Origin of the sequence: Bradyrhizobium sp. AZCC 1610 (assembly GCF_036924515.1) — a bacterium.
Classification (GTDB): Bacteria; Pseudomonadota; Alphaproteobacteria; order Rhizobiales; family Xanthobacteraceae; genus Bradyrhizobium.
In genome coordinates this window covers 6,569,262-6,594,121 of the sequence record NZ_JAZHRR010000001.1, presented here as the reverse complement: position 1 = coordinate 6,594,121, position 24,860 = coordinate 6,569,262, and the positions used below count along the sequence as shown (strand labels likewise).

Here is a 24,860-nt window from a genome sequence, read left to right as displayed (position 1 = left end):
ATGGGTGGCACCGGCGTCATCGACCGATTCCTGGAAACGTTTACCCGCTATATCGACTCTGGCTTTGGGTTGCTTGGCAACGAAGTCGCCTTTCTCGCAACCACGCTTGCCGCGATCGATGTCACGCTGGCCGCTCTGTTCTGGGCCTGGGGTACCGACGAGGACATCATCGCTCGCCTCGTGAGGAAGACGCTCTTTGTCGGCGTGTTCGCTTACCTGATCGGCAACTGGAACAACCTCGCCCGCATCGTTTTCGAGAGCTTTGCCGGTCTCGGCCTCAAGGCCTCTGGCACAGGACTGTCCTCGGCTGAATTCCTGCGCCCGGGGCGGATTGCACAGGTCGGTATCGATGCGGGGAGGCCGATCCTGGACTCGATCTCGGGCTTGATGGGCTATGTCAGTTTCTTCGAAAACTTCATCCAGATCGTGGTGTTGCTGTTCGCCTGGGTGATCGTGCTGCTCGCCTTCTTCATCCTGGCAATCCAGCTCTTTGTCACCCTGATTGAATTCAAGCTGACGACCCTCGCGGGCTTCGTCCTGATCCCCTTTGGGCTGTTCGGCAAGACGGCCTTCGCCGCCGAACGCGTGCTCGGCAACGTCATCTCGTCAGGCGTCAAAGTCATGGTGCTCGCCGTGATCGTCGGCATCGGCTCGTCGTTATTCTCACAGTTTACCGTTAGCTCGGCCGGCGCACAGGTCGGCATTGAAGATGCCATGGCCCTGGTGCTCGCCGCGTTAGCGCTGCTGGGCCTGGGAATCTTTGGGCCCGGCATCGCCAATGGCATCGTGTCCGGCGGTCCGCAACTTGGCGCCGGAGCCGCCGCGGGCACGGGGTTAGCTGCCGGCGGGGTCGTGGCGGCTGGAGCGGGCCTCGCTGCCGGAAGCGTCGGTGCACTCGCCGGCGCGGCGCGCGGGACTGCGGCGCTAGCGGGTAGCGCGAGCGGGGCGTTCAGGGCTGGTGGTTTGTCCGGCGTCGCGGATGCCGCCACGTCCGCGATGACGAGCCCGCTTCGTCGCGCCGCGGCTGCAAGCGGCTCGGCTTCAACTGGTGGCACTGCTGCCGGTGAAGCCGGCGCAGCTCAGCCGCCGGCAAGTTCCTCACCTCCGGACAGTCAGTCCAGCTCGGCCAGACGCATGAAGCGGATGCAGATCATGAGTCAGGGGGCGTCGGCCGCTACCAACGTCGTTCGCACTGCCGACCATGGTGGAGGAGGCGCCTCCGTCGATCTCTCCGAAGGAGGGAAGTGATGTTCAAACGACCATCCGTTCATTATGGCCGCACGCCCGCGCCCGTAACGCCCTATCAGAAAGCGGCGCAAGTGTGGGACGAGCGCATCGGCTCGGCGCGGGTGCAGGCCAAAAACTGGCGACTTATAGCCTTCGGTTCTCTGATCCTGTCGGCAGGACTTGCATCAGGTCTCGTCTGGCAATCCACACAGGGAAGCATTACGCCCTGGGTGATTGAGGTCGATCGTCTCGGCCAGGCAGAGGCGGTTAGCCCAGCCAATCCCTTCTATCAGCCAACCGATCCGCAAATTGCCTTTCATTTGGCACGCTTCATCGAGAATGTGCGCGGGCTGTCGGCTGATGCCATCGTGCTGCGTCAGGACTGGCTGCGCGCCTACGACTTTACGACCGATCGCGGCGCCGCCGCCCTCAATGACCACGCCCGCGTCAACGATCCCTTTGCCAAACTCGGCAAGCTGCAGATCGCTGTGGAAATATCCAGCGTCATCCGTGCCTCGCCGGAAAGCTTTCGGGTCGCCTGGATCGAGCGCCGCTACGACAATGGGCAGCTTACCGCCACCGAGCGCTGGACCGCCATCCTCACCATCGTGATCGAAACTCCGCGCGATGCCGATCGTCTGCGCAAAAATCCTCTCGGGGTCTATGTCAACGCCATCAACTGGTCGAAGGAGCTTGGGCAGTGAATATGCAGATTCCTGGAGTCGCAAGCCCGAGTGTGCGCAAGGTCATGCGCCCGTTTCTGTTTGCTTGCATGTTTGCACTCAGCGGCTGTGCCACCTCCAAACCGCCGCAGATCAGCTACGACGACGATATCCCGCCACTTCCCAGTCCGCCGTCGCTGGCAGAGGATCGTCCGCGATCCCTTCACGTTCCGCCGTCCTGGACGCCGGCGAAGGGAGGCAAGAAGGGAGTGCCGGAGGCCAAAGAGCCTGTTGCCCGGATCGAGACGGCGAATGATGCTGCGCGCGTCGAGCCGCGTAGCGCCGGCTACTTCAATGCTGTGCAGGTCTTCCCTTTTAGTCCCGGCGCCCTCTATCAGATCTACGCGAGCCCCGGACAGATCACCGATATCGCACTCGAGCCCGGCGAGCAGCTCACGGGTTCGGGGCCGGTATCGGCTGGCGACACCGTGCGCTGGGTCGTTGGCGACACCGAAAGCGGAAGCGGCGATACCAGACGTATCCACATCATGGTCAAGCCGACGCGGCCTTCGATTGAGACCAACCTCGTGGTCAACACCGACCGGCGCACCTATCTCATGGAGTTGCGCTCTCGTGAAAAAACCTACATGCCATCAGTCGCCTGGTTCTATCCCGAGGACAGGCCCGGCCGCGCCCGAGCTGTTTCCCCGACGCCAGTTCTTCCCGACCCTTCTCAGCGGCGCTATCGCTACACCGTCGAGGGCGACAATCCGCCTTGGCGGCCGGCCGGCGTCTATGACGATGGCCGCAAGGTCTATATCGAGTTCTCACCCGGCATCGTTCAGGGAGAAATGCCTCCGCTGTTTGTCATCGGTCCGGACGGCAATTCCGAGATCGTCAACTACCGAACCTATCGTAACGTGCTGATCGTCGATCGGCTGTTTGCCGCGGCCGAGCTGCGACTTGGTGGCGACTCTCAGCAAAAGGTCCGAATCATCAGAAGCGACGGGAGGCCGTCGTGACTGATAAGCAAACGACTGGCGCCGGTGGTCCTGGTTCTACCTCGCCGAAGAGTGCTGCGGAGATAGCCAGCTCACTGCGCCTGCGTCCGGAACGTTCGCCCGTGACCCGCCTGTCGCGTAAGGTATTGGCCGGGGGCACGGCACTCGCACTCGTTCTCGTTTCCGGAGCCGTGCTGTGGGCCCTGCAGCAGAATCGCACGCGTGGTCCAGCTTCCGAAGAGCTGTACAGCACCGATCACCACAATGTCGCCGACGGCCTTGCCGGGCTGCCGCGCGACTATGCGGGCATTCCGCGCGAGGTGCCGCGCCTCGGGCCGCCATTGCCGGGTGATCTCGGTCGCCCCATTGTTGCCGCCCAGGCCCAGTCCGGGCCGCTTGCGGTCGATCCCGAGCAACAGCGGATGAGCCAGGAAAGCGAGGCCGCGCGCACCAGCAAAGTATTTGCGTCAACGAATGTTCGGCCACCGGCGGCAGCGACTCCTGCCGAGACGACCTCAAATGCCGCATCACCGTCCGATGAGGCGTTTGCCCAGAATGGACAGGACCGCAAGCTCGCTTTTGTCGGCGCTGCCGTTGATCGGCGGACCACGAGCCCTGACCGTGTGGCGCAGCCGGCCTCGCGTTATGTCGTCCAGGCAGGGTCTGTGATTTCGGCGGCCCTTATAACGGGCATCAGATCTGATCTGCCCGGACAGATCATGGCGCACGTGACCGAACCGCTATTTGATACGCTGTCCGGTCAAACGTTGTTGGTGCCCCAAGGTGCGCGGCTGATAGGAATCTACGATAGCCACGTTACACATGGACAGTCACGCGTGCTCATGGTCTGGACACGCCTTATCATGCCGAACGGCCGATCGATTGTCCTTGAGCGCCAGCCGGGTGCCGATACCGCAGGCTATGCTGGGCTTCACGATGAGGTCGATCTCCACTGGGGCGAGCTGTTCAAGGCGGCGTTGCTGTCGACTTTGCTTGGTGTAGGAGCCGAACTTGGATCCGGCTCGGATGCTGGCAACGGAAACAGCGCCATTCTGCAGGCCCTTCGCCGTGGGGCAGGGGATTCCCTGAACCAGACCGGTCGGCAGGTCGTTCGGCGCAATCTCAACATCCAGCCGACCCTGACAATCCGGCCGGGTTTTCCGGTGCGGGTAATCGTCAATCGCGACCTCGTGCTCGAACCATACAGAGGCTGAAAAAATGGCAAAGCTGAAGCTCGGCGCCATCGCCGATGACAAGCCGGTAAAGATCACCGTGGAACTGCCGGCCGATGTCCATCGCGACCTCGCGGCCTACACCGACATGCTTGCCCGCGAAACCGGGCAGTCGATCTCGGATCCGGCAAAGCTGGTCGCACCAATGCTGGCGCGATTCATGGCAACCGACCGAGCCTTTGCAAAGACCCGCCGCAAGGGTCAGCCTGCGCAAGGCAAGGGATAGCGCTCGCTCAACAATTTGAGGAAGTTTGCCAGCGCCGGATTGTCATTGTCCTTGCGCCAATGTGCTGAATAATTGACCTGACTCGGCCCCGTGCCGTCTCGTACCTCTCGATAAGTCAGGCCCGCAAAAGTAACGCCGATGTCGGACTCGGCCACCAAACTGACACCGAATCCTATGGATATGAGGGTCTTGATGATACCTCTGCTAACGTCATGGCGTTCGATCTTGGGACGGTCTGCTGTCGAGATCAGCTTCGCCAACAAGAGATCCTCAAGTTCTCGTCCCGGGTCATAATGGCTGAGAAGGACCGTCTCATTCCGCAGGTCGGTCCAGTAGATCGCCCTCTTCACAGCCAGTTGATGTCCCTCAGGCAAGGCCACCAGGACGCGCTCGCTCCACAGCGGCAAGGCGTTGCTGTCAAAGACGTGTCCCCCGTCGGTCGCGATGACAACGTCGATTGCACCATTGCGTAAGGCGGTGACGAGGCGCATCCGCGACCTTTCGACCATGCCAAGTGCGACCTGTGGGCACCGCTGCCTGAAATCTACCAACGTCGCCCGTAAATTGCCGGCCGACAGCGACGTATAGAATCCCACAGACAGCCGCCCAGCCTCGCCGCGTCCGTTAGACTTGGCTGACGTAACCAGCGCATCCATTTGTTCGAGAATCGACCGCGCCGTTCGGAGAAAATCCCGGCCAGCCGACGTGGCGCAGACGCCGCCGCTCGATCGCTCGAACACAATCACGCCTATTGATTCCTCGAGTTCCCGAATGCAGCGGCTCAAAGTTGACTGCTGCGTCAACAACGCTTCTGCAGCCCGCCGGAAGCTTCCATACTCCGCGGAAACAACCGCATATCGGAGGTGTTGAAGGGGGATCGTTGCAGATTGATTGCGGAGAGATAAATATCTGTGGTCTTGTTCGTCGGCCATTCGCGACCATGGTGCTCTGAAAATGCAGGAGCATCGATAAGATATTTGGAATCGGGTGATTTCATCGGCAGGTTGTGTTTTTTATTGGGCCGATCCGTGCCCTGCCGTCGGCGTCCGGCAGGCGATGGGGCGCCATCAGGACCGCGTGTCGCCCGAGTAGCGCACGCTTCTCTCAGATCGTCGGATAAGCGACATCGCGTTACGCTACGCGTGGCGACTGCACCTCGTCGTGAACATCGCGCCCATTGCGAACATCCGGCGAAAGCGCTTTACAGACCGGCAAGCATCACGTGATCAGAGCAGGGCGCAGCTTGTGCTCTGCTGCGGCAGCCGGCGCTTATACCAACGAGGGCGTTCTAGTGAATGCTTGCACCTGAATTGAGCGAGAAAAATCGCTTTACCCGAACTAAGCTCTGCCTTTAGTCTAATCTTCAGGTCCGATGTTATGCCGCAAGTAAAACTGTCTTGTGCAAGGATTTGATGGGTTGCATTGCCTCTCCCGTCATCTGCGGTCGTATGCTCGCGCGTTGTCGGGTCGCTCCGTGGCGCTTGGGCGTGCCGACGCGGTGCCGCTTCGGTCACCGCCCATCGCGCGTGTGATGACTTTGCTCAGTTCGCGGAGCCACAGTACAGAACTTGCGACCGCCGCGCAGAGAAGCCAATCGCCGACGTCGAGGCCGCTAGTCGAGAACGCTTCCTGCAGGAAGGGTACGTAGACAACGGCCGCGTGCAGAAAAAGCGACAAGGCGATGGCCGCCCAGAGCCAGCGGTTCCGGAAAAGGCCGCAAAAGGCGCTTTCCTCGTCCGAACGGGCGTTCAAGGCATTGAAGAGCTGGAACATCATCAGGGTCGTAAAGGTCATCGTCTGGCCGTAGCGCATCGTGCCGGTCCCTTCAATGAGACCGCCCGGCAACGAAGCATCGAGGACGAGCAAGGTCCCGGCCGCCATCACAAGGCCGACGAAGAGGATGCCGACCCACATGCGACGTGTGATCACGCCTTCGCCGCGCGGCCGCGGCGGCTGATTCATGACGGCCGTATCAACTGGATCGACGCCAAGGGCGAGCGCTGGCGCGCCGTCGGTAACCAGGTTGATCCAAAGGATCTGCGTCGCCAAGAGCGGGAGCACGACCCCGCCACCCGCCTGCGACAGCCCGATCAGGTCGATCAGCAGCACGCCGAAGAACATGGTCATGACCTCGCCGATGTTCGACGACAGGAGATAGCGCAGGAACTTCCTGATATTGGCGAAGATCGCTCGCCCCTCCTCAACGGCCGCAACGATCGTGGCAAAGTTGTCGTCGGCAAGCACCATGTCGGCGGCCTCCTTCGAGACGTCGGTCCCGGTGATGCCCATGGCGATCCCAATGTCGGCGGTTTTGAGCGCGGGAGCGTCGTTGACGCCGTCCCCGGTCATGGCCACCGTCATGCCGTCGCGCTGTAGAGCTTTGACGATGCGCAGCTTGTGCTCGGGGTTGACGCGGGCGTAGACCGACACCTCGCGGACCGTCTGCTCCAGCGCCTCTTCTGACAGCTTCCCGATCTCCACACCCGTGACAGCTCGGTGGTCGGTCGCGATGCCGAGCTCGGCGGCGATGACCGAAGCGGTCTTCGGATGGTCGCCCGTAATCATGATGGGGCGAATGCCGGCGCCTTTCGCGCGCGCGACCGCATCCTTCGCTTCTTGCCGAGGCGGGTCGATCATGCCGATCAGTCCGAGAAAAACGAGATCCTGCTCGACTCCTTCATCGATCGCTTCCGGCCCGGCGGCCTCCTTAGGCAGCGAGCGGAAGGCGACGCCTAGCGTACGCAGCGCCTCGCCGGCCAGCGTCTCATTGGCCGCGAGGATCTCCGAGCGGCGGCTCTCCGTCAGCGGACGCGCTTCCTCTCCCGCGAACTCGTGCGAGCAACGCGCCAAAAGGACGTCGGGCGCGCCCTTGGTAAAGGCAAGCAGGCGCTCTTGGCGTTCGGCGTCGCTGTGGACCGTGCTCATCAGCTTGCGCTCGGAGGAGAACGGCACCTCGCCGAGACGCGTGAAGCGGGCGTCGAGCGCCTCCGCCTCCAAGCCCGCCTTACGGGCGGCGACGATCAGCGCGCCTTCCGTCGGATCGCCTTGAACCGCCCAGCGGCCCTCGCGTTCCTGCAGGACGGCGTTGTTGGCGCGGTCGGCGGCGGAGAGCGTCCGCACCAATTCCGAGCGCTGCGCGCCGACGATCTCTCCGCCGTCGTCCCGGCTGAGCGGCCCTTCCGGCGCATAGCCGGTGCCGCCGAGAGTCACGCGTCCGCTAGCGGTGGCGATCACGCGCACGGTCATCTCGTTCTTGGTGAGCGTTCCGGTCTTGTCGGAAGCGATCACGTTTGCGGAGCCGAGCGTCTCCACGGCCGCGAGATGGCGCACGATGGCGTTACGTTTGGCCATCCGCTGCACGCCGAGCGAGAGCACCGCTGTCACTATCGCGGGCAGGCCCTCCGGGACCGCGGCGACCGCGAGCGCGACGCCGAGGATGAGGACGTCGAAGATGGCCGAGATCCCAGTCACGTCCTCGACGAGAAGGATCGTGGCGATCATCACCATCGCGATGACGACAACGATAAGTCCGAGCAGCTTGCCGACGCGGTCAAGCTCCTTTTGCAGCGGCGTCGTCTCCTGCTGCGCCGCCTTCAGCATGCCGGCGATACGGCCCATCGCGGTCTGCATACCCGTGGCGGTGACAACCGCGCGCCCGCGCCCGTAGGTCGCCGTCGTACCGCTGAAAACCATGTTGCGCCGATCGCCAAGTCCCGCCTCTCCCGCGACCGGCGCGCTGTTTTTCGACGTCGGCAGGCTCTCGCCGGTGAGCGCCGCCTCCGCCGTTTGCAGGGCGACGGTTTGGAGCAGCCGGGCATCGGCCGGGACCGTGTCGCCTTCCTCGATGAGGACGATGTCGCCGGGCACGATCTCGGCTGCCGCAATGCTCTGCGGGGCGCGGTCTCTCACGACGTTAGCGTGTGCCGCCGAAATCTGCTGCAAGGCGGCTACAGCCTGCTCCGCCCGGGCCTGCTGGATATAGCCCATCACGCCATTGAGAAGCACGATCGCGGAGATTGCCATCGCCTCGTACGGCAAGGCGGATTCGCGCTCATAGAGCCAAAGCACAGCGGAGACGAGTGCCGCAATGAGCAATACGATGACGAGGACGTCGGCGAACTGAGCGAGAAATTTTCGCCACGCAGGCACGGGCTCTTCGGCGGTGAGCTCGTTCCTGCCGAAGCGGTCGAGCCGCGAACGGGCCTCGGCACTGGTCAGGCCGACATCAGCATCGGTGTCGAGCGCTGACAAGACCTGATCCGCAGTCTGCTGGTGAGGCTCCGCCCGGCCGGACTGGTCGACGTTGATGTCCATGGTTCGGGACCTTGTTTCTGCCTCGTTCTCTTGAAGGGACCTATGTCCGGGACGTTACGGGAGTACGGGCGTTGCGTCACGTTGTCAGATGTAGCTCAGCCAGCGCCAGTACGTCGCAATGCGTGGGAACATTGATCGCCGCTGTGCGGGCTCGGCTGGCAGCGGCTTAGGAGCGGCATTTGTTGTGTCTGATCGGCGCGGGGGGTGTAGACTATGGACTTCACCTCGCGTGGGGCGGCCGACCGCGATGAACATGCTGCTCTTGGTGCTCGACCTCATCGGGACCTTTGTCTTCGCGCTTAGCGGGGCCACCGCTGCCGTCAAGCGCCGGCTCGACTTGTTCGGTGTTCTGGTGCTGTCGTTCGTGGCGGGAAACTTCGGAGGTATCACGCGCGATCTGATGATTGGCGCTGTTCCGCCCGCAGCGATCAGTGACTGGCGATATCTTGCCGTCTCCCTTCTGGCGGGCGTGCTCACCTTCTGCTGGTTTTCCGGCGTCGACCGGTGGCACAACTCCGTCCTCTTGTTCGACGCTGCGGGACTGGCGCTGTTCGCCGTGTCCGGCACCCAAAAGGCGCTGGCCTTGGGTCTGAATCCGGTCATGGCGGCGCTGCTCGGCATGGTGACGGGAATAGGCGGAGGCATGGTGCGCGATGTGCTTGTCGCCGAGATTCCAACCGTGCTGCGCGCCGATCTTTATGCTGTCGCCGCTTTGGCCGGTGCGGCGGTGGTGGTTGCAGGCAGTCTGTTGCACATTCCCTCGACCGCGACAACGATTGCCGGGGCAGCACTGTGCTTTGGACTACGCCTGATGGCGATCCGTCGCGGGTGGCAACTCCCGATTGCCCGTCCGCGCAAACACTTCGAAAAAGACCCTTGAGTGGGAGAGGACCGGCCATTGCGCGGTCGTCCGCGGCGCTACCGACAACTCTGTTGGGAATGCTGTATGGCCGACCGCTCGACTTGTGCCAGGACGTGAAACAGATCAATCGACTGGAAAGCGAAGGCGGAATCGTGCGTTCAGACGACGCGCCCTGACATTGTGGTCGTGATGGATGATCGCACCGCGCTCTACGACGCCAGCGGTAGGTCCGACGGCATTCCGCGTACCGGCCGCTCGCACTAGGCGCTCGATTCGTCCAAAGTGGAAATGTTGTTGAACTGACGCCGAGACACCGTTTCGAATGCGTCCGAATCAAAAGCACCAGAAGGAAACAGCGCCGAAGATTGAGATCGAGCTCAAGTAATTGATGCTGTAATCTCGCAAGAGAAGGGACTTTTCTGAAAAGAACGTTGTGGTGAGGAGATAGATCACAAGGAACAAGTCGCGGCGGATTTGGACTTAAAGTTAGCCCGCCATTCCAATTATGGCCCTTGCTTCAGGAGGAGATGCAGATGACCAGCTACAAGGTGGGTTATTTCGTCGGAAGTCTTGCTGATCAATCGCAATCTGGCCAAGGCGCTCACCAAGCTTGCGCCGCCGAGTCTGGAATTTGTTGAAGTATCCTTTAAGGATCTCCCGCTTTTCAGTTATGATTATGACGCGGACTGTCCGCCAGTTACTCGTGCATTCAAGGATACCCTGAAGAAAGTTGACGCATTGCTGTTTGTAACTCCTGAATATAACCGATCGATCCCCGGGGGCCTGAAGCACGCCATTGACTGGGCAAACAGGCCATATGGCGCCAACTCATTCACGCACAAACCCTCGGCGGTTATCGGCGCGTCGCCAGGGGCAATCGGTACTGCTGTCGCCCAACAAAACCTTGCGTTTTTAGCTTCTGCAATTCACCGCAGATGAATGCGCCGGAAGCTTATATCCACTTCACGCCGGCCTCGTTACTGACGATGGCGAGGTGACCGTCAAAAGCGCGCGGCTTTTGCCCGGCGTTGTGACCGCCGATGCCGAATTGGAGCAGCGATCCAATTGTCTTTTCATGGTCCAATTCGGAAGTTCGTCCGCTTCGGATCGGGGAGAGGATTTGTGAATGTCGGATCCACCCCATCGGAGTGTTCTCACGGTCGCAACGTCGGTAAAATTTAACACCATGCGCGGCGCATGATTGTTCGCCGCATCGCGACTCCGCAAATTCCTCATCGCCGGTTTGGACGGTAGACCCCGATCGGAGTTCATGCGGGAGGGAAAATAACGCTCAAGAGCCGAAGCTGGTCTCTTCGCATCGAAAATCGCGCGCCTATGCAGGTGATTGGCGCTGTGAACACGATCCGGGCTTATAAAGCCGCGTGGTGTAGGGAACCCCCGCCGGGATAAAACACTTTCTCGACGCAACAGCGAATGCGCTCGTGAGCCCTTGCATCAACGTTACCTTCAGCGCGTTTTGAACTTGCGCAAGCTGCTATCGCAGATCGATCAAGGCCGACTAATAATCAGCGCATTCGCGTGTGCCGAGCGAGCAGCGCTGATGCGAGCCAGCTACGCTGCGCCATCGCAGGACCTTCCCCGGCCACGCCGACGCAGCGTCCAGTTGCGCATGACAGCGTCGCCAACGGTGCGTGCTTCCGTCGCAATGGTTTTGACGCAAGGAGCGCCTATGTTTGGTCTGTTATGATCTGCGCGACTGGAATGGATACGCTGCTTACCCGCTCGTTTCTGCACGGCGGACGCTTAATCAGGCGTCTAGCGGACGGTAGCGCTTGCTGCGGTCCGGTATCACTTCACATCAAAAAATCTGCTTCATGGTTCTTTCCTAGGTTCGCCTCGGTTGCCTTTAGAGGAGTGCGATAATGTCTCTACCTTCAATTACCTTAACGGCGTCCGACCATCCCCGACTTGAGAAGCTCGCGCTGCTCTCTGCGCAGCGAGGTGACAAGTGTGCGCCATTTTTGCTCGCCGAGATCAGGAGGGCGCAAGTCGTCTCGGACGGCGCTTACGATGTCACGTCACTTGTGACGGTGGGATCCTGGGTCGCGTACTGGACGAACCGAGGCATTCGCCGAAAAACAGCGCGACTGGTTTGGCCAGAAAATATCACGTCCGATCCGAGCGACGTCTCCGTTTTGTCGAGCTTAGGCGCAGCGCTCATCGGCCTACGAGTCGGAGATCGAATGCCATACGTCGTCGACAGAGATATGGACGTCATCAGAATCGAGGACGTGAATCCGTGATCGGACGAAACGCGTCAGCCTGATCAAGTGAGTCATCTTGGATTTCAGCCATCGTAACGTTGCAGCGGACGCGTGCATCAAGAATGCAAATGGGAATGCTCACACACAAGGCTGGAAAATGATGAATCGATTGGAACGGAGGAATACATGGACAGCTTCCGAACTGCCTCACAGCTGAAGGTCGGACATCGCGCCTACACGATCTACCGCCTCGACGCGCTCAAGCGACACGGTTTTGCCGTGGAGCGTCTACCGTATTCGCTTCGCATCCTGCTTGAAAACTTGCTGCGAACCGAAAATGGCTCTTCCGTGACACGCGCCGACATCGAGGCGCTGGCGGGTTGGCGACCGAATTCGCCCGAGCGCGCCGAGATCGCATTTCAGCCGGCCCGCGTCCTGCTGCAGGATTTCACGGGCGTTCCGGCAATCGTCGATCTCGCCGCGATGCGCGACGCCATGGTTCGCCTAGGCGGCGATCCCGCTAAAATCAATCCGCTGCAGCCGGTCGAACTTGTCATCGACCATTCCATCCAAGCCGACGCGTTCGGCGTTCCCGGCGCCATGGCGATCAACCAAAAGCTCGACTATATGCGCAACGGGGAGCGCTATGCGCTGCTCAAATGGGGCCAGCAGGCCTTCAAGAACTTCCGGGTCGCGCCGCCGAACAGCGGCATCTGCCATCAAGTCAACATCGAATATCTGGCGCGCGTGGTGTTCGGAGCGGACGAGGACTCGAAGGGAAATCCCGCAAGCGGTGATGTGCTCCCGCTCGCCTATCCGGATACGCTGGTCGGGACCGACTCTCACACGCCGATGGTGAACGGCCTCGGCATCCTTGGCTGGGGCGTCGGGGGTATCGAGGCCGAGGCGGCGATGCTCGGCCAGCCTATTTCGATGCTCATCCCAGAAGTCGTCGGCTTCAAGCTGACGGGCAAGCTCCGCGAAGGCGTGACCGCGACGGACCTCGTGCTCACCGTGACACAGATGCTGCGCAGGAAGGGAGTGGTGGGCCGGTTCGTGGAGTTCTATGGGCCGGGCGTGGGCAACGTTCCCGTGGTGGACCGCGCGACCATCGGTAACATGTCTCCAGAATACGGGTCGACATGCGCGATCTTTCCGATTGATGCCTTGACGTTGGACTATCTCCGGCTAACGGCTCGCTCGGAGGAGCGGGTGGCGCTCGTCGAGGCCTATATGAAGGAGCAGGGGCTTTTCCATGACAGCACCGCGCCCGGGCCGATGTTCAGCGACACGCTAGAGCTTGATCTCAGCGAGGTTGAGCCCAGCATTGCCGGTCCTGGTCGCCCTCAGGACCGTGTGTCTCTTAGGCGCGCCAAAGTGGCCTTCGAGGCTTGTTTGCCATCGCTCTTGCCGCCTAACTCTCCGCGCAGTCGAAAAGGCGCCGATGCTCGCACCTCGCACCATGAGCGACTGGATGTGTGGGGTGAATCGAGCGCAGGGGATTTTGGAGGCGGCCCGCTCCATCCCGTGGTGGGTGGCGCCGACGTCCTGGAGCACGGCTCGATCGTCATCGCTGCCATTACAAGCTGCACCAACACATCAAATCCGTCGGTCATGTTGGCCGCCGGCCTGCTTGCTAAGCGCGCGGTCGAACGTGGCCTGAGCCGGCAACGTTGGGTCAAGACCTCCCTCGCGCCAGGCTCGCGCGTGGTGACCGCTTACTACGAACGCGCAGGACTCACGCCCTATCTCGAACAACTCGGTTTCAACCTGGTCGGCTATGGTTGCACCACCTGCATCGGGAATTCCGGACCTCTTCCAACCGAGATATCGGAGGAGATCGAGCGCAGGAACCTCGTCGTCGCCGCGGCGCTGTCCGGGAACCGCAACTTTGAAGGTCGTATCCATTCGGAAGTACGTGCCAATTATTTGATGTCACCGCCGCTCGTCGTTGCATTCGCGCTCGCCGGACGGATCACAATCGATCTCGAAACCGAGCCGCTAGGGCATGATCGGGAGGGACGCCCCGTATTTCTGCGCGACATTTGGCCGAGTCAGGAGGAAATCCGGTCAACCATGCGTGAGGCGACCGGTTCGAAACTTTACCTCGAGAACTACCGCGAGATTTTCGCCGGCGATGACCAGTGGCGCACGCTGCAGGCACCCGCGGGAAACATTTACAATTGGGACCAGACTTCCACTTATGTCCGGAGTCCGCCATTCTTCGAGAAGATGCCCCGCAAAGCCCCTCTGGAAGTCGAGAACATCCGTGGTGCTCGCGCGCTCGCAGTGTTTGGGGACAGCATCACCACGGATCACATCTCGCCCGCGGGAACGATCCAGGTGCAGTCACCTGCCGGAGAGTACCTCGTTTCGGAAGCCGTCGCGCCGAAGGACTTCAACTCATACGGGTCACGACGCGGCAATCATGAGGTAATGGTCCGTGGGACTTTTGCGAATGTTCGCATTCGCAACCGGCTCGCTCCGGGGACAGAAGGCGGCTACACGACTTATCTGCCATCTCACGAAGAAGTAACTTCAATTTATGAGGCGAGCCAGCGTTATCTGGAGGAGGGCATTCCTCTTCTGGTACTCGCCGGCAAGGATTATGGATCCGGCTCCAGCCGGGACTGGGCGGCGAAAGGCCCCTACCTCCAGGGGGTGAGGGCCGTTATCGCCGAAAGCTTCGAGCGGATTCACCGGTCGAACCTTGTTGGCATGGGCATATTGCCCCTCCAGTTCGCGGACGGGTCCTCGGTAGCCAGCCTTGGACTCACCGGGTGGGAGATTTTCGATATTGACGGAGTCACCGCCGGCGTCGCGAGCGGCTTTGCGCAATCGCGCCGCTTGAAGGTGTGCGCCCGCCGCGAGGACGGTAGCGCAGTCGAGTTCGAGGTCAGTGCCCGCATCGAGACCCCGCAAGAAGTGCTCTACATCCGCCACGGGGGCATCCTGCAGTACGTCCTACGTCAACTCCTTGGAGATCTGTCGGAAGTCTCTGCGACCCCTGCCCGCAAACCGCACCCGCTCCCCGCTGAAGGAGCCCAAGATAGGACCGTGGACGAGGGCTCGATCCAGTCGTTCCCCGCAAGCGACCCGGCCTCGTACATGGGAAGCACGCGAGTTTAGCTCTGCGTTTGCACTTTATGCGACGTTTGTTGATTTCGGTGTGCCCAAGCCGGTTGATGCGCGCCTTTCGATCGCATTCAGGCGCGCTCGTCTTGGATGAACTTGAAGCCGGCGCCCACCCGCGGATCGGCGAAGGTGTGTTGGATGCCGTGGCGATCGCCGCTATGACTACGGAAAGACTTCCGGTGATAGACATGTTGACCGCATAGTAAGAGACATACCGACCGGCATCGATACCGCAGAAATCCGACGCTTTCCGCATGTGGGCGGGGAATAAATGAAGGTAGAGCTTGCGCTTCCACCGTCGAAGCGGGATCTCCGGTTGGACCTGTTTCGCGGCCTCGCCAACTGGACGATGTTTCTTGGCCATGTTTCCAGCAGCGTGCTGGCCTGGCTTTCGTTCCGAAATTACGGCTTTAGCGACGGCGCCGATCTGTTCGTATTCATATCCGGCTACACCTCGGCTCTCGTCTTCGGGAGAAGAATGATCGAGGGCGGCTTTATCTTAGGAACAACGAGACTTTTGAGGCGCGTTTGGCAAATCTACGCCGCTCACGTTTTGCTTTTCGTATTCTACCTGTCCGCCGTCCATTTCCTGTCCAATAGTGTCAATGCTCCCCATTTCATCGACCGGTTTAATGTCGCTCCCTTGTTGAACGCGCCGGTCGAAACCATCACGCAGGGCCTATTGCTCCGGTACAAGCCGCTGAATCTGGACGTGCTGCCGCTTTACGTCGTCTTGATGGGCTCGTTTCCGCCGGTGCTCTGGCTGATGCTCAGGCACCGAAACTGGGTCATACTGGGATCCATATTGCTCTATTTCAGCGCTCGGCAATTCGGCTGGAACCTGTCCTCCTATCCCTCCGGAGTTTGGTACTTCAACCCTTTCGCATGGCAGCTTCTTTTTGTGCTGGGCGCATGGCTGGCGCTGGGGGGAGCGAATACGCTGCGTTTCTTGGTGCGCTCGAGGATCGTTCTGGTCTTCGCGTTGACTTATTTGCTATTCGCGACCGTCATGACGTTAGCCGGGCAGATACCGGAACTTCAGCAATTGTTTCCGCGCGTTCTGTTCGAGGCATTTAACCCGAACGACAAGACCAATCTAGCGCCCTATCGCTTCCTGCATCTGGCGACTCTGATCATTCTCGGCGCGCGGTTCATACCAATCGATGCGCCGAGGCTGCAGGCAACCCTCTGGAAACCGGTGGTCAAATGCGGCCAGCAATCCCTCGAAGTGTTTTCCGTCGGAATTTACCTTTCGTTCATCGGTTATTTCGTGCTGGAGACGACGTCCAATGGGATTGTGGTCCAACTCCTGATTGGAGCCGCTGGCATCTCTGTCATGACGGCTGTCGCTTACTATCGGTCGTGGTCGAAGCGCATTGAAAAACTCGCTCACGATGCCATTCCAGTCAGCTTGCTGCCCAAAACCCTCAGGCATCCGCCGGTGAACTAGTCCAGCCGGGCGCGGGATCCCAAATCTCCGGTTGTGCCTATCGCGGTTTCGGCCACCTTGATCGTTCAGATCTGTTATCTTCTTTAAACTTGGGTAGCCTCATCATGTCCGCTCCGTAACATTAGCGCCATCACAGACCTCGAATTCCGCTCTAAAGGACCAAATTACATCGACAACGCGCCGCCAACGAAGCAATTGTAGCAGGTCGTGTAAGGCTCCATGCTTGCGGCGCAAATTCGCACCTTGGTGCGCGTGAACGCTAGGCCTATGGAAGCATGAGTGCCAGCTCCGATTCTGACGCTGTTGGAAGATCGTGTAAGCGATCTTCGCGGGCGCGGCCGATCGGGCAGGCCGCTTCAATCTATGCGAAGCAATATTACAAGGCGACTATCTCGACATCAGAGCGCAGCAGACCTCGCGCAGGAGGTTTATGCGAGCGACGGTTATGGCGCCTCGCAGAAGTTGGCGAGGGTTCGGGCGTCAGGCGGTGGGATTGCGTCGCTGGAATGGCAGCAACGCCGTTGCGCATCGGCCGCGCAACATCAGACATTTTCCAGACCGATCATTTCGAAATTGCAGTCCTAGCACGTCGCGCGAAATCGAAGTTCGTATGTCGACATCATAGCGGTCTTGGCGATGATATGAGTGAAAGCGACGAGCCGAGCCAATTGTCCACTTTAGGGACGGCTGGGTGACCTTTTCCTAGGATGAATAAATAAGGGAGAGAACGTGACGGGCGATAGTTGTTTCTTCGCTTGTGTGAATTACGCGGACTTCGGCGGAGCTAGAATCGAGGCTGACAAGGTCGGCAGCTTCGTCGTTTGCTTTTGGATCGAGTTCGAGACCCAGCCAATGGAGCCTTGTGCAGATCATGGCGCGCACTTTCGCAGCGTGTTCGCCGATGCCCCCGGTGAACACAAGGCACTCAATGCCCCCCAGTGTGAAGGCCATACCGCAAACGGCTTTCGCCACTTCGAACGTAAAGAGTTCGATGGCTTCGGCTGCTCGCGGATCGCTGCTCGACAGAAGCGAACGCATGTCGCCGGAAATACCCGAGATACCCAGTAAGCCGGACTTGTGGTAGAGAAGTTGTTCTAGATCATCCGTCGACATGCCCCGCTCGCGCTGAAGATAGAGCAGGATGCCGGGGTCGATTGCCCCGCAGCGGGTGCCCATCATCAGCCCGTCGAGCGGGGTGAAGCCCATAGTCGTGTCGACACTCTGGCCGCCGCGCATCGCACACAGGCTTGCGCCGCTGCCGAGATGTGCAACAACGGTGCGTTTGTTGACTAGGACCGGCGAGATTTCCTGGAGTTTTCCCGCAATGAATTCGTAGGAAAGCCCATGGAAACCGTAGCGACGAATACCGCTTGCCTCGTAGTTGCGGGGGATCGCGAAGCGGCTAACCGGAGGGGCGAGGGAAGCGTGAAAGGCCGTATCGAAGCATCCGACCTGCATCAGTTCTGGACGTAACGAGACCAATGTCCTGGCAGGCGACAGGCATGCTTCCTGATGCAGCGGCGCCATCGGTGTCAGGCGGGCAAGTTCGTCGATCGTCTCCCGGGTCAACCGGGTCGGGGCAACAAAATGCGAGCCACCGTGCACGATGCGATGTCCCACAGCCGATAGGCCGCCGCTTCCCGCATTCTTCTCTGTCCAACCTAGAATGTCTTTCAGAATATCTTCCTGCTTCCTAGGTGACGTCCAGCAGAGGTCCAGGACTACCTTGTCATGCATGTCCCTGACTGTGAGATAAGACTTACCGTTGATGTTCTCCACTTCACCTGCGAACAGTTGCCTGGGTTCGGTGCCGGCAGTACCGAACAGACCAAACTTGATGCTCGAAGATCCGGTATTCAAGACGAGTACTGTTTTTGACATCGCTTGCATCCCCGGCAGCTGTTAAAATTGGTGAAGCGAATATGCTAGTCGCCGGCTTCGGCAGCCGTCTTGTACGGCCAGCTCCACGCTCGAATCTCGGGCATATCCTCGCCGTGCTCCCGCACGTATGCGGTGTGCTCGAGCAGCTTGTCGCGAAACTGCTGCTTCACGTGTGCATTGGCCACCGCAAGGTCGGGGACGCGGTCGATGACGTCGATCGCGAGATGGTATCGGTCGAGCCTGTTGAGGACGACCATGTCGAAGGGCGTCGTGGTCGTACCTTCCTCCTGGAACCCATGAACATGCATCTCGGAGTGATTGGTGCGGTTATAGGTGAGCCGGTGGATCAGGTAGGGATAGCCGTGATAGGCAAAGATCACCGGTTTGTCCCGCGTAAATATGCCGTCGAAATCGCTATCGCTAATTCCATGCGGATGCTGATCTTTTGGCTGAAGTGTCATGAGGTCGACTACGTTGACCACGCGAATCTTGAGGTCTGGCAGCGCTTTTCGGAGAAGGTCGACCGCGGCAAGTGTTTCCAACGTCGGGACGTCGCCGGCGCAGGCCATCACGACGTCAGGCTCCGCACCGCTCGCCTCGCTGCCGGCCCACCTCCATATGCCGATGCCAGCGTCGCAATGAGTCGCTGCTTCCTGCATGGTCAACCATTGCGGTGAGGGCTGCTTGCCTGCAACGATGACGTTGATGCGGTCGTAGGTTCGCAGGCAATGGTCGGTGATCCAGAGCAGTGTGTTAACGTCAGGCGCGAAATATACGCGGACGATGTCGGCCTTCTTGTTGACGACGAGATCAACGAAACCGGGATCCTGATGACTGAAGCCGTTATGGTCCTGACGCCAAACGTGCGAGGTCAACAGGTAGTTGAGCGAAGCGATCGGCCTCCGCCACGGCAGACTTCGCGAGACTTTCAACCATTTTGCATGCTGGTTGAACATCGAATCGACGATGTGGACGAAAGCTTCGTAGCAACTGAAGAAACCGTGCCGCCCCGTGAGCAGGTAACCCTCGAGCCAGCCCTGGCAGAGGTGCTCGCTGAGAACTTCCATAACACGGCCGTCCTGAGCGAGATGGACATCGTAGGGTTCGATCGTTTCCATCCAGATCCGCTCAGTGACCTCGAACACTGCATCAAGCCGATTCGACGCCGTCTCGTCCGGCCCCATGATCCTGAAGTTACGGACCTCTTCGTTGAGCCTCACCACATCCCGGAGAAATTGGCCCATCACGCGTGTTGCTTCGCCGATGGCACCGCCAGCATGCGGCACCTCGATGGCGTAATCGCGATAGTCCGGCAACTTGAGTTCGCGCTTCAGAAGTCCCCCATTGGCGTGAGGATTGGCACCCATACGCCGCTCGCCTTTGGGTGTCAGTTCCTGCAATTCCGGCCGCAGACTTCCGGCTTCGTCAAAGAGTGTCTCGGGTCCATAACTGCGCATCCATCGCTCAAGCAATGCCAGATGATCGGGATTACCGCGCGGGTCTGTGATCGGGACTTGGTGCGCGCGCCAGAAACCTTCGACCTTGAGGCCATCAACTTCTTTCGGGCCGGTCCATCCCTTGGGACTGCGCAGCACGATCATTGGCCACACCGGCCGCGGTCCAATTGCATTACCTTCACGGGCAGTCTTCTGAATCGCGCGAATGCGGTCAAACGCCGTTTCCAGCGAGTCCGCCATCAGCCGATGCATCTTTTGTGGATCGTCGCCCTCAACGAAAAGCGGTTCGTGACCGTATCCAAGGAAAAGGTACTTGATCTCCTCGTCGCCCATTCGGCCCAGGATCGTGGGATTGGCAATCTTGTAGCCGTTCAGGTGAACGATCGGCAGAACGGCCCCATCGTGCGTCGGGTTCAGGAACTTATTGGAATGCCAGGATGCAGCAAGCGGCCCGGTCTCGGACTCGCCGTCGCCGACCACGCAGGCCGCGATGAGGTCCGGATTGTCAAAGACGGCGCCATACGCATGCACTAGCGCATAGCCCAGCTCGCCGCCCTCATTGATCGAACCTGGCGTTTCCGGAGCGGCATGGCTCGGAATTCCGCCAGGGAATGAAAATTGCCTGAAGAGCTTCCGCATACCGTCGGCGTCGCGGGAGATATTTGGATAGATCTCGCTATAGGTGCCTTCAAGATAGGTATTGGCGATCATCCCGGGCCCGCCATGACCTGGTCCGCATATGTAAATTACATTCAGATCACGCTTACGAATTGCGCAATTGAGATGCGCGTAGATGAAATTAAGACCTGGCGTTGTCCCCCAGTGACCCAGCAATCGCGGCTTGATGTGCTCCGGGCGAAGCGGCTCTCGGAGCAACGGATTGCCGAGAAGATAGATCTGACCGACCGACAGATAATTTGCCGCACACCAATATCGATCGAGCAGGCTGAATTCCTTCGCGTTTTCGTCTGAAAGAGGAGCGTTGGCAGTATCTGGCATAAGTCAGCTCCGTTTATGCGGTCAAGTTAGGGAACTAAACGCATGAGCGGGCCGAATGGCCACTTCGAGTCGGCTACAAAATGGCCTCGGTATCTCCATCGTGGGCGTGGACGAGATCTGCCCAGATGCCCGAATTCGAACGCGGAACTTTATCTACCACGTCCGATTATGGTGGACCTCAAAACGAACTTCCGCACCGCTTTAGCAAAACCCTCATTCTCATTGGTGTCCGTAACTGCGCTCGCTTGAGATTTCACTTCGTCGCTGGAATTTCCCATGGCAATGGAAAAACCGCTTTTACGAAACATGAACACGTCGTTCGGCATATCCCCAATCGTCGCAATCTGGTCCGGTCGAATATCGAAAAACTTGGATAAAGTGGTCACAACTGTTCCCTTATTGGCCTTGGGGTGAGTCACATCAAGATAGTAGGGTTGCGAGCGAGCGGCGCTTGCAATTTTACCTAGAATGCGTTGAGCCATTTTCTCGCAATCGGCCACTAGGTTAAGATCATCGGAGACACCGACTATCTTCACCGCCTGAGCCAAATGTTCGTCGGTGAAGGACGCTACGACTTTCGCGTCGAACTTTACCGTCGACGTCTCGCGCGCAACATGAGGCGCATTCTTGTAGCGAATGAACCAGTCATCCGCCGTGTAGATCCAAGCATCAAGCTCGCGGTCGAGCATCAATTCGAGGGTCTGCCTGGCGGTCGCGAGATCGAGCGTGTGGCTCTCGATGACAGAGAGATCGGGATTAACAAACACGCCGCCGTTGAAGCCGGCGATAGCTCCCTGCAAATTGAGTGGCTCGATAAGCATGCTCATGCCGCGTGGAGGGCGGCCGCTGGTGATGGCAAGCGCAAGGCCGGCGTCATGCAGTTCCGCAGCAGCTGCCTTTGTCGCTTCGGTGAGCACCTTGCCTCGGGTAACCAGTGTCCCGTCTACGTCGGCCAACAGGAGGCAGATGTCGCGCTGCCTGTTCACAACATCTGCTCCGACGGCTTCGGGTCTAGGTCGATAAGCTCGTAGCTGCCCAGAGGAGGTCGTTTGGTCTGCTGGAAAAACATATGACAGCGGGCTCCATTAGTCTTGAGGTTGCGCGTGCAATCACGAAGCGCGCTAAAGCGCATCAGCCGTCCAAGTAATCAGCTCGGTTGCGATGTTGTCGAATGCGTCATTAAAGGCCGCGACAGCAGAAAGCGGATCGACCTTGTCGAGCTTGCTGCTTTGCAGGAACAAGCGAGACGCGACCAGGCGTCCGTTTTTGGAGAGAATCCGTGCTGAAAATCCGATCACGGCGGAAGCATCCGGATCGCCTTTGACTTGAAAACTTCTGATATCGATGAGAAGTTGGTAATCGGCGTCGAGACCATCTACTGAACGCAGTGGTGCATGCGCAATGTCGTAGTTTTCGAAGCTCTGAATCAGCTTTGTCTGAAGAAGCTTCGGAATACTGTCAGCCCATTGGACGTCAGCGAATCCTTTGACATCCCTGTTCGGCGAAAACAGAATACGCTGGGTTTCCAACATGACGACTGTCGTTGGATCTGGAATCGTAACCTGTCCCTTGAGAGCCTTTTTTGGCGATACAAAGCTCTGCAGAGGAGTTAAATCGTAGATAATTTTTTGTGGCGGTGCCGCGCCACCCCCGGTCATTCGTTCAAGACCCGCCACGATCCCGTCGAGCCCACTGGTGTTCCGGGCGAGCCCTTCGGAAAATATCGTTAAGTTGGCGATCGTACTCTTCAGGGGCTCTGCATTTTCAGCCAGCACGGAATCCACTCGTCCGAGCGCGTTCCGCGCAGCCTGCGTCATGCTTTGACCGGCAGTTGGGTCGGCGACGAGCGTTTGCGTACCGGTTGACGCGCCAAACGTTCTGCCACCTTCAAGCGCGATGACTGGAACACCCGTCAGGCCCTGGAAATCGAGACCGACCTTGGTGTCGGTGTGTACCGGGGTGCCCGATGTTACGGCGATGGTCGCATCGACTTGTCGCGGATTGGCGGCGGCCAGGCCCAGATGGGTGACCTCTCCGACGCGGATTCCGTTGAACAGTACCGCCGCACCAACCAGGAGTCCCGAGACCGACCCATCGAACTGAATATGGTGCACGGTTCGTGCCCCAGTTCCACCAGTATTGTGGAGCCAATACACGAATCCAAAGACTGCGCCAATCGTTGCCAAGACCAAGGCGCCAACAATGATAAATGGAGCACGGGTTTCCATTGTATTCAACTCGCCTCGAGTTGCAGCATCAGAGAACGCTTGCCGTGGAAGTACGCCTTGACCCATGGGTGATCGGAACGAAGCAACTCAGCCATCGAACCGTTGACGACAATTTTTCCGTCAGCGAGCGCTGCAACACGGTCGCAAACGGTGTTCAGGCTGGCAAGGTCGTGGGTGACCATGAAGACCGTCAACCCAAGAGTTTCCTGTAGCGTCTTGATCAGATCATCGAAGTCGCCAGCAGCGATCGGATCAAGCCCCGATGTCGGCTCATCGAGGAACACGATTGCGGGGTCAAGCGCGAGCGCGCGCGCGAGGGCAACGCGCTTCGTCATTCCGCCGGAAAGTTCGTTCGGAAACTTGTCGCCATCCTCCAGCGTCAAACCAACCATCTCGAGTTTGGCCCTTGCAATCTCATTCATCAGCGCTTCGGAGAGGACAAGGTTTTCCCGCAGCGAAAATTGAACATTCTGGAGCGCCGTCAAAGAAGAAAATAGCGCGCCCTCTTGGAACAGGATGCCCCACATGGCAGCGGTGCGAGTGTCGCGATCGTGGTTGTTGTCAATGTCGACACCCATGACCTCGATGTGGCCGCTCCGTTTTGGAATGAGCCCGATAATCGTTCGCATCAGCACGGATTTACCACCGCCGGATGCGCCGACCAGACCAAGGATTTCGCCCTTGCGAACATCCAGCGACAGGTGGTCGATCACAGTCTGTTGGCGAAATCCCACCACGAGGTCGCTCACTTGGATCGCAAATTGGTCTCCTGATCCGTTCATCGTCACATTCCTATCGACGCAAAAAACACGGCGAATACGCCGTCGAGCACAATAACCAGAAAGATTGACTTGACGACCGAGATTGTCGTCTGCTTACCGAGAGATTCCGCGCTTCCCTTGACTCTAAGACCTTCGCTGCTTGCGACGATGCCGATCACCAGCGCCATGAAGGGCGCCTTGATCATTCCGACCTGGAAATGCGTCACTGATACGGCTTCATGAAGCCGCGCAATGAATGTCGCCGGGCTCATCCCGCCATAGGTCCACGCGACCAGACCGCCGCCATAGAGAGCAGCCATCGCACCTATGAAGGCTAAGATAGGAAGTGCGCAGACGAGCGCTACGATGCGCGGCAAGATCAGCACTTCGACCGGATCGAGTCCCATTGTGGACAAAGCGTCGATTTCCTCACGCATCTTCATAGAGCCGAGCTCGGCGGTGTAGGCGCTGCCCGACCGGCCGGCGACCATGATGGCGACGATGAGAACACCAATCTCACGGAGAACGAGGATGCCGACGAGGTCGACGACATAGGAATCCGCACCGAACTTGCGGAAATGAAAGATGCCTTGCTGAGCGATGATTGCGCCGATCAGAAAAGTGACCAGAGCGATGATGGGTATCGCCTTCCAACCGACCTGATGGAGGTGGTAAATCAAGGACTTCAAACGAAGTGAACGCGGCGTTCGCAAGACGCCGAAACCGGCGGAAGCCAGCGCACCCAGCATCTGCAGAAAAACCGATATCTCCTCCACGGCGCTGAATGTGGCCCGGCCAACGCTTTCCAGCCGCGCAAGGATAGCATTTTGAGTTGTCCGGTTCGCGGGTTTGCGGCGGTTGACCTTTCGAACATCTTCGATCAAACCTGCGTAGCGGCCTGCCACGCCGACAAGGGTTGCGGGATGGCCGGACTCCGATGCGCGCCGTAACAGTTTTTCAAGCAACCACGCGCCGAGGGTGTCGAGCTCACGCACCTCCGTCATGTCGATCTTCAGGGTTGTCGCCTGTTGAAGCTTCGGCAAGGCCACGTCGAAGAGACCCTCCAGCTCATTTGCGTGAATAGTTGTCCAGGATCCACTGGGACGGAGTTCCAGTGTTTCGCCCCGGCTTGCTGTAGCCAGGAAAGGTGCAAGGCTCGGGATATTCGCCGACCAGGAACCAATCTTCGTCATGACGTTG

At 59.3% G+C, this 24,860-nt stretch carries 17 protein-coding genes and 1 pseudogene; 10 read left to right on the top strand and 8 right to left on the bottom strand.

Annotated features, from left to right (window positions below; translation table 11 throughout):
• The 5 genes from trbL to V1279_RS32310 are packed head-to-tail and all read left to right on the top strand — an operon-like array spanning window position 1 to window position 4,348.
• Entirely contained in the window at window positions 1–1,248 is a 1,248-nt protein-coding gene (trbL, locus tag V1279_RS32330) for a P-type conjugative transfer protein TrbL (protein ID WP_334444440.1), read from the top strand.
• The gene (gene trbF / locus V1279_RS32325) at window positions 1,248–1,931 is read left to right on the top strand and encodes a conjugal transfer protein TrbF (RefSeq protein WP_334444438.1); all 684 of its coding nucleotides are present in this window, start codon (window positions 1,248–1,250) and stop codon (window positions 1,929–1,931) included. The genes trbL and trbF overlap by 1 nt, the downstream gene beginning before the upstream one ends.
• Window positions 1,932–1,975: 44 nt before the next feature.
• The gene (gene trbG / locus V1279_RS32320) at window positions 1,976–2,911 is read left to right on the top strand and encodes a P-type conjugative transfer protein TrbG (protein WP_334446666.1); all 936 of its coding nucleotides are present in this window, start codon (window positions 1,976–1,978) and stop codon (window positions 2,909–2,911) included.
• On the top strand, window positions 2,908–4,104 hold the full coding sequence (locus V1279_RS32315) for a TrbI/VirB10 family protein (RefSeq protein WP_442894846.1): 1,197 nt from the start codon (window positions 2,908–2,910) through the stop codon (window positions 4,102–4,104). Before trbG ends, V1279_RS32315 begins: the two co-directional genes overlap by 4 nt.
• Window positions 4,105–4,108: 4 nt before the next feature.
• Window positions 4,109–4,348: a DUF2274 domain-containing protein gene (locus V1279_RS32310; RefSeq protein ID WP_334444436.1), complete on the top strand. Its 240-nt coding sequence runs from the start codon at window positions 4,109–4,111 to the stop codon at window positions 4,346–4,348.
• Here V1279_RS32310 and V1279_RS32305 read toward each other — a convergent pair.
• Together V1279_RS32305 and V1279_RS32300 are read right to left on the bottom strand one after the other, a co-directional pair.
• Complete coding sequence (locus tag V1279_RS32305; protein WP_334444434.1) at window positions 4,324–5,280, bottom strand: LysR family transcriptional regulator; 957 nt, start codon at window positions 5,278–5,280, stop codon at window positions 4,324–4,326. The two genes, V1279_RS32310 and V1279_RS32305, sit on opposite strands and share 25 nt — an antisense overlap.
• Before the next feature lie 502 nt (window positions 5,281–5,782).
• Entirely contained in the window at window positions 5,783–8,662 is a 2,880-nt protein-coding gene (locus V1279_RS32300; RefSeq protein WP_334444432.1) for a cation-translocating P-type ATPase, read from the bottom strand.
• Between the two features lie 253 nt (window positions 8,663–8,915).
• Between V1279_RS32300 and V1279_RS32295 the strand changes: the two genes are divergently transcribed.
• The 5 genes and pseudogenes from V1279_RS32295 to V1279_RS32280 all read left to right on the top strand — a co-directional run bounded on the left by V1279_RS32295 (window position 8,916) and on the right by V1279_RS32280 (window position 16,334).
• Complete coding sequence (locus V1279_RS32295) at window positions 8,916–9,542, top strand: trimeric intracellular cation channel family protein (RefSeq protein ID WP_334446662.1); 627 nt, start codon at window positions 8,916–8,918, stop codon at window positions 9,540–9,542.
• 515 nt (window positions 9,543–10,057) lie between these two features.
• Window positions 10,058–10,650 (top strand): annotated as a pseudogene (locus tag V1279_RS32290) (NADPH-dependent FMN reductase).
• Between the two features lie 757 nt (window positions 10,651–11,407).
• Window positions 11,408–11,788 carry a GreA/GreB family elongation factor gene (locus tag V1279_RS38040; protein ID WP_442894845.1) on the top strand — a complete coding sequence of 127 codons (381 nt, stop codon included), beginning with the start codon at window positions 11,408–11,410 and terminating at the stop codon, window positions 11,786–11,788.
• Window positions 11,789–11,935: 147 nt separating this feature from the next.
• Window positions 11,936–14,878, top strand: a complete 2,943-nt coding sequence (acnA, locus tag V1279_RS32285; protein WP_334444430.1) for an aconitate hydratase AcnA — start codon at window positions 11,936–11,938, stop codon at window positions 14,876–14,878.
• A gap of 277 nt (window positions 14,879–15,155) precedes the next feature.
• The gene (locus tag V1279_RS32280) at window positions 15,156–16,334 is read left to right on the top strand and encodes an OpgC domain-containing protein (RefSeq protein ID WP_334444428.1); all 1,179 of its coding nucleotides are present in this window, start codon (window positions 15,156–15,158) and stop codon (window positions 16,332–16,334) included.
• 702 nt (window positions 16,335–17,036) lie between these two features.
• Here V1279_RS32280 and V1279_RS32275 read toward each other — a convergent pair.
• From V1279_RS32275 to V1279_RS32250, 6 genes are all read right to left on the bottom strand, one after another.
• Window positions 17,037–18,215, bottom strand: a complete 1,179-nt coding sequence (locus V1279_RS32275) for an acetate/propionate family kinase (protein ID WP_334444426.1) — start codon at window positions 18,213–18,215, stop codon at window positions 17,037–17,039.
• 44 nt (window positions 18,216–18,259) lie between these two features.
• On the bottom strand, window positions 18,260–20,671 hold the full coding sequence (locus V1279_RS32270) for a phosphoketolase family protein (RefSeq protein WP_334444424.1): 2,412 nt from the start codon (window positions 20,669–20,671) through the stop codon (window positions 18,260–18,262).
• A 149-nt stretch (window positions 20,672–20,820) separates the two neighbouring features.
• Complete coding sequence (locus V1279_RS32265) at window positions 20,821–21,657, bottom strand: Cof-type HAD-IIB family hydrolase (RefSeq protein ID WP_334444422.1); 837 nt, start codon at window positions 21,655–21,657, stop codon at window positions 20,821–20,823.
• Window positions 21,658–21,792: 135 nt separating this feature from the next.
• Entirely contained in the window at window positions 21,793–22,899 is a 1,107-nt protein-coding gene (locus V1279_RS32260; protein ID WP_334444420.1) for an ABC-type transport auxiliary lipoprotein family protein, read from the bottom strand.
• Window positions 22,900–22,904: 5 nt separating this feature from the next.
• Complete coding sequence (locus tag V1279_RS32255) at window positions 22,905–23,681, bottom strand: ABC transporter ATP-binding protein (protein ID WP_334444418.1); 777 nt, start codon at window positions 23,679–23,681, stop codon at window positions 22,905–22,907.
• A gap of 2 nt (window positions 23,682–23,683) precedes the next feature.
• Window positions 23,684–24,853, bottom strand: a complete 1,170-nt coding sequence (locus V1279_RS32250; RefSeq protein ID WP_334444416.1) for an ABC transporter permease — start codon at window positions 24,851–24,853, stop codon at window positions 23,684–23,686.
• Window positions 24,854–24,860: the final 7 nt, after the last annotated feature.

Excerpts from the sequence above, each read along its gene's own strand:
- V1279_RS32275 (WP_334444426.1), bottom strand. The coding sequence starts at position 18,215 with ATGTCAAAAACAGTACTCGTCTTGAATACCGGATCTTCGAGCATCAAG.
- V1279_RS32295 (WP_334446662.1), top strand. The coding sequence starts at position 8,916 with ATGCTGCTCTTGGTGCTCGACCTCATCGGGACCTTTGTCTTCGCGCTT.
- V1279_RS32255 (WP_334444418.1), bottom strand. The coding sequence starts at position 23,681 with ATGAACGGATCAGGAGACCAATTTGCGATCCAAGTGAGCGACCTCGTG.
- V1279_RS32250 (WP_334444416.1), bottom strand. The coding sequence starts at position 24,853 with ATGACGAAGATTGGTTCCTGGTCGGCGAATATCCCGAGCCTTGCACCT.
- V1279_RS32300 (WP_334444432.1), bottom strand. The coding sequence starts at position 8,662 with ATGGACATCAACGTCGACCAGTCCGGCCGGGCGGAGCCTCACCAGCAG.
- V1279_RS32310 (WP_334444436.1), top strand. The coding sequence starts at position 4,109 with ATGGCAAAGCTGAAGCTCGGCGCCATCGCCGATGACAAGCCGGTAAAG.
- trbL (WP_334444440.1), top strand. The coding sequence starts at position 1 with ATGGGTGGCACCGGCGTCATCGACCGATTCCTGGAAACGTTTACCCGC.
- trbG (WP_334446666.1), top strand. The coding sequence starts at position 1,976 with ATGCGCCCGTTTCTGTTTGCTTGCATGTTTGCACTCAGCGGCTGTGCC.
- V1279_RS32260 (WP_334444420.1), bottom strand. The coding sequence starts at position 22,899 with ATGGAAACCCGTGCTCCATTTATCATTGTTGGCGCCTTGGTCTTGGCA.
- V1279_RS38040 (WP_442894845.1), top strand. The coding sequence starts at position 11,408 with ATGTCTCTACCTTCAATTACCTTAACGGCGTCCGACCATCCCCGACTT.
- V1279_RS32270 (WP_334444424.1), bottom strand. The coding sequence starts at position 20,671 with ATGCCAGATACTGCCAACGCTCCTCTTTCAGACGAAAACGCGAAGGAA.
- trbF (WP_334444438.1), top strand. The coding sequence starts at position 1,248 with ATGTTCAAACGACCATCCGTTCATTATGGCCGCACGCCCGCGCCCGTA.
- V1279_RS32280 (WP_334444428.1), top strand. The coding sequence starts at position 15,156 with ATGAAGGTAGAGCTTGCGCTTCCACCGTCGAAGCGGGATCTCCGGTTG.
- acnA (WP_334444430.1), top strand. The coding sequence starts at position 11,936 with ATGGACAGCTTCCGAACTGCCTCACAGCTGAAGGTCGGACATCGCGCC.
- V1279_RS32305 (WP_334444434.1), bottom strand. The coding sequence starts at position 5,280 with ATGGCCGACGAACAAGACCACAGATATTTATCTCTCCGCAATCAATCT.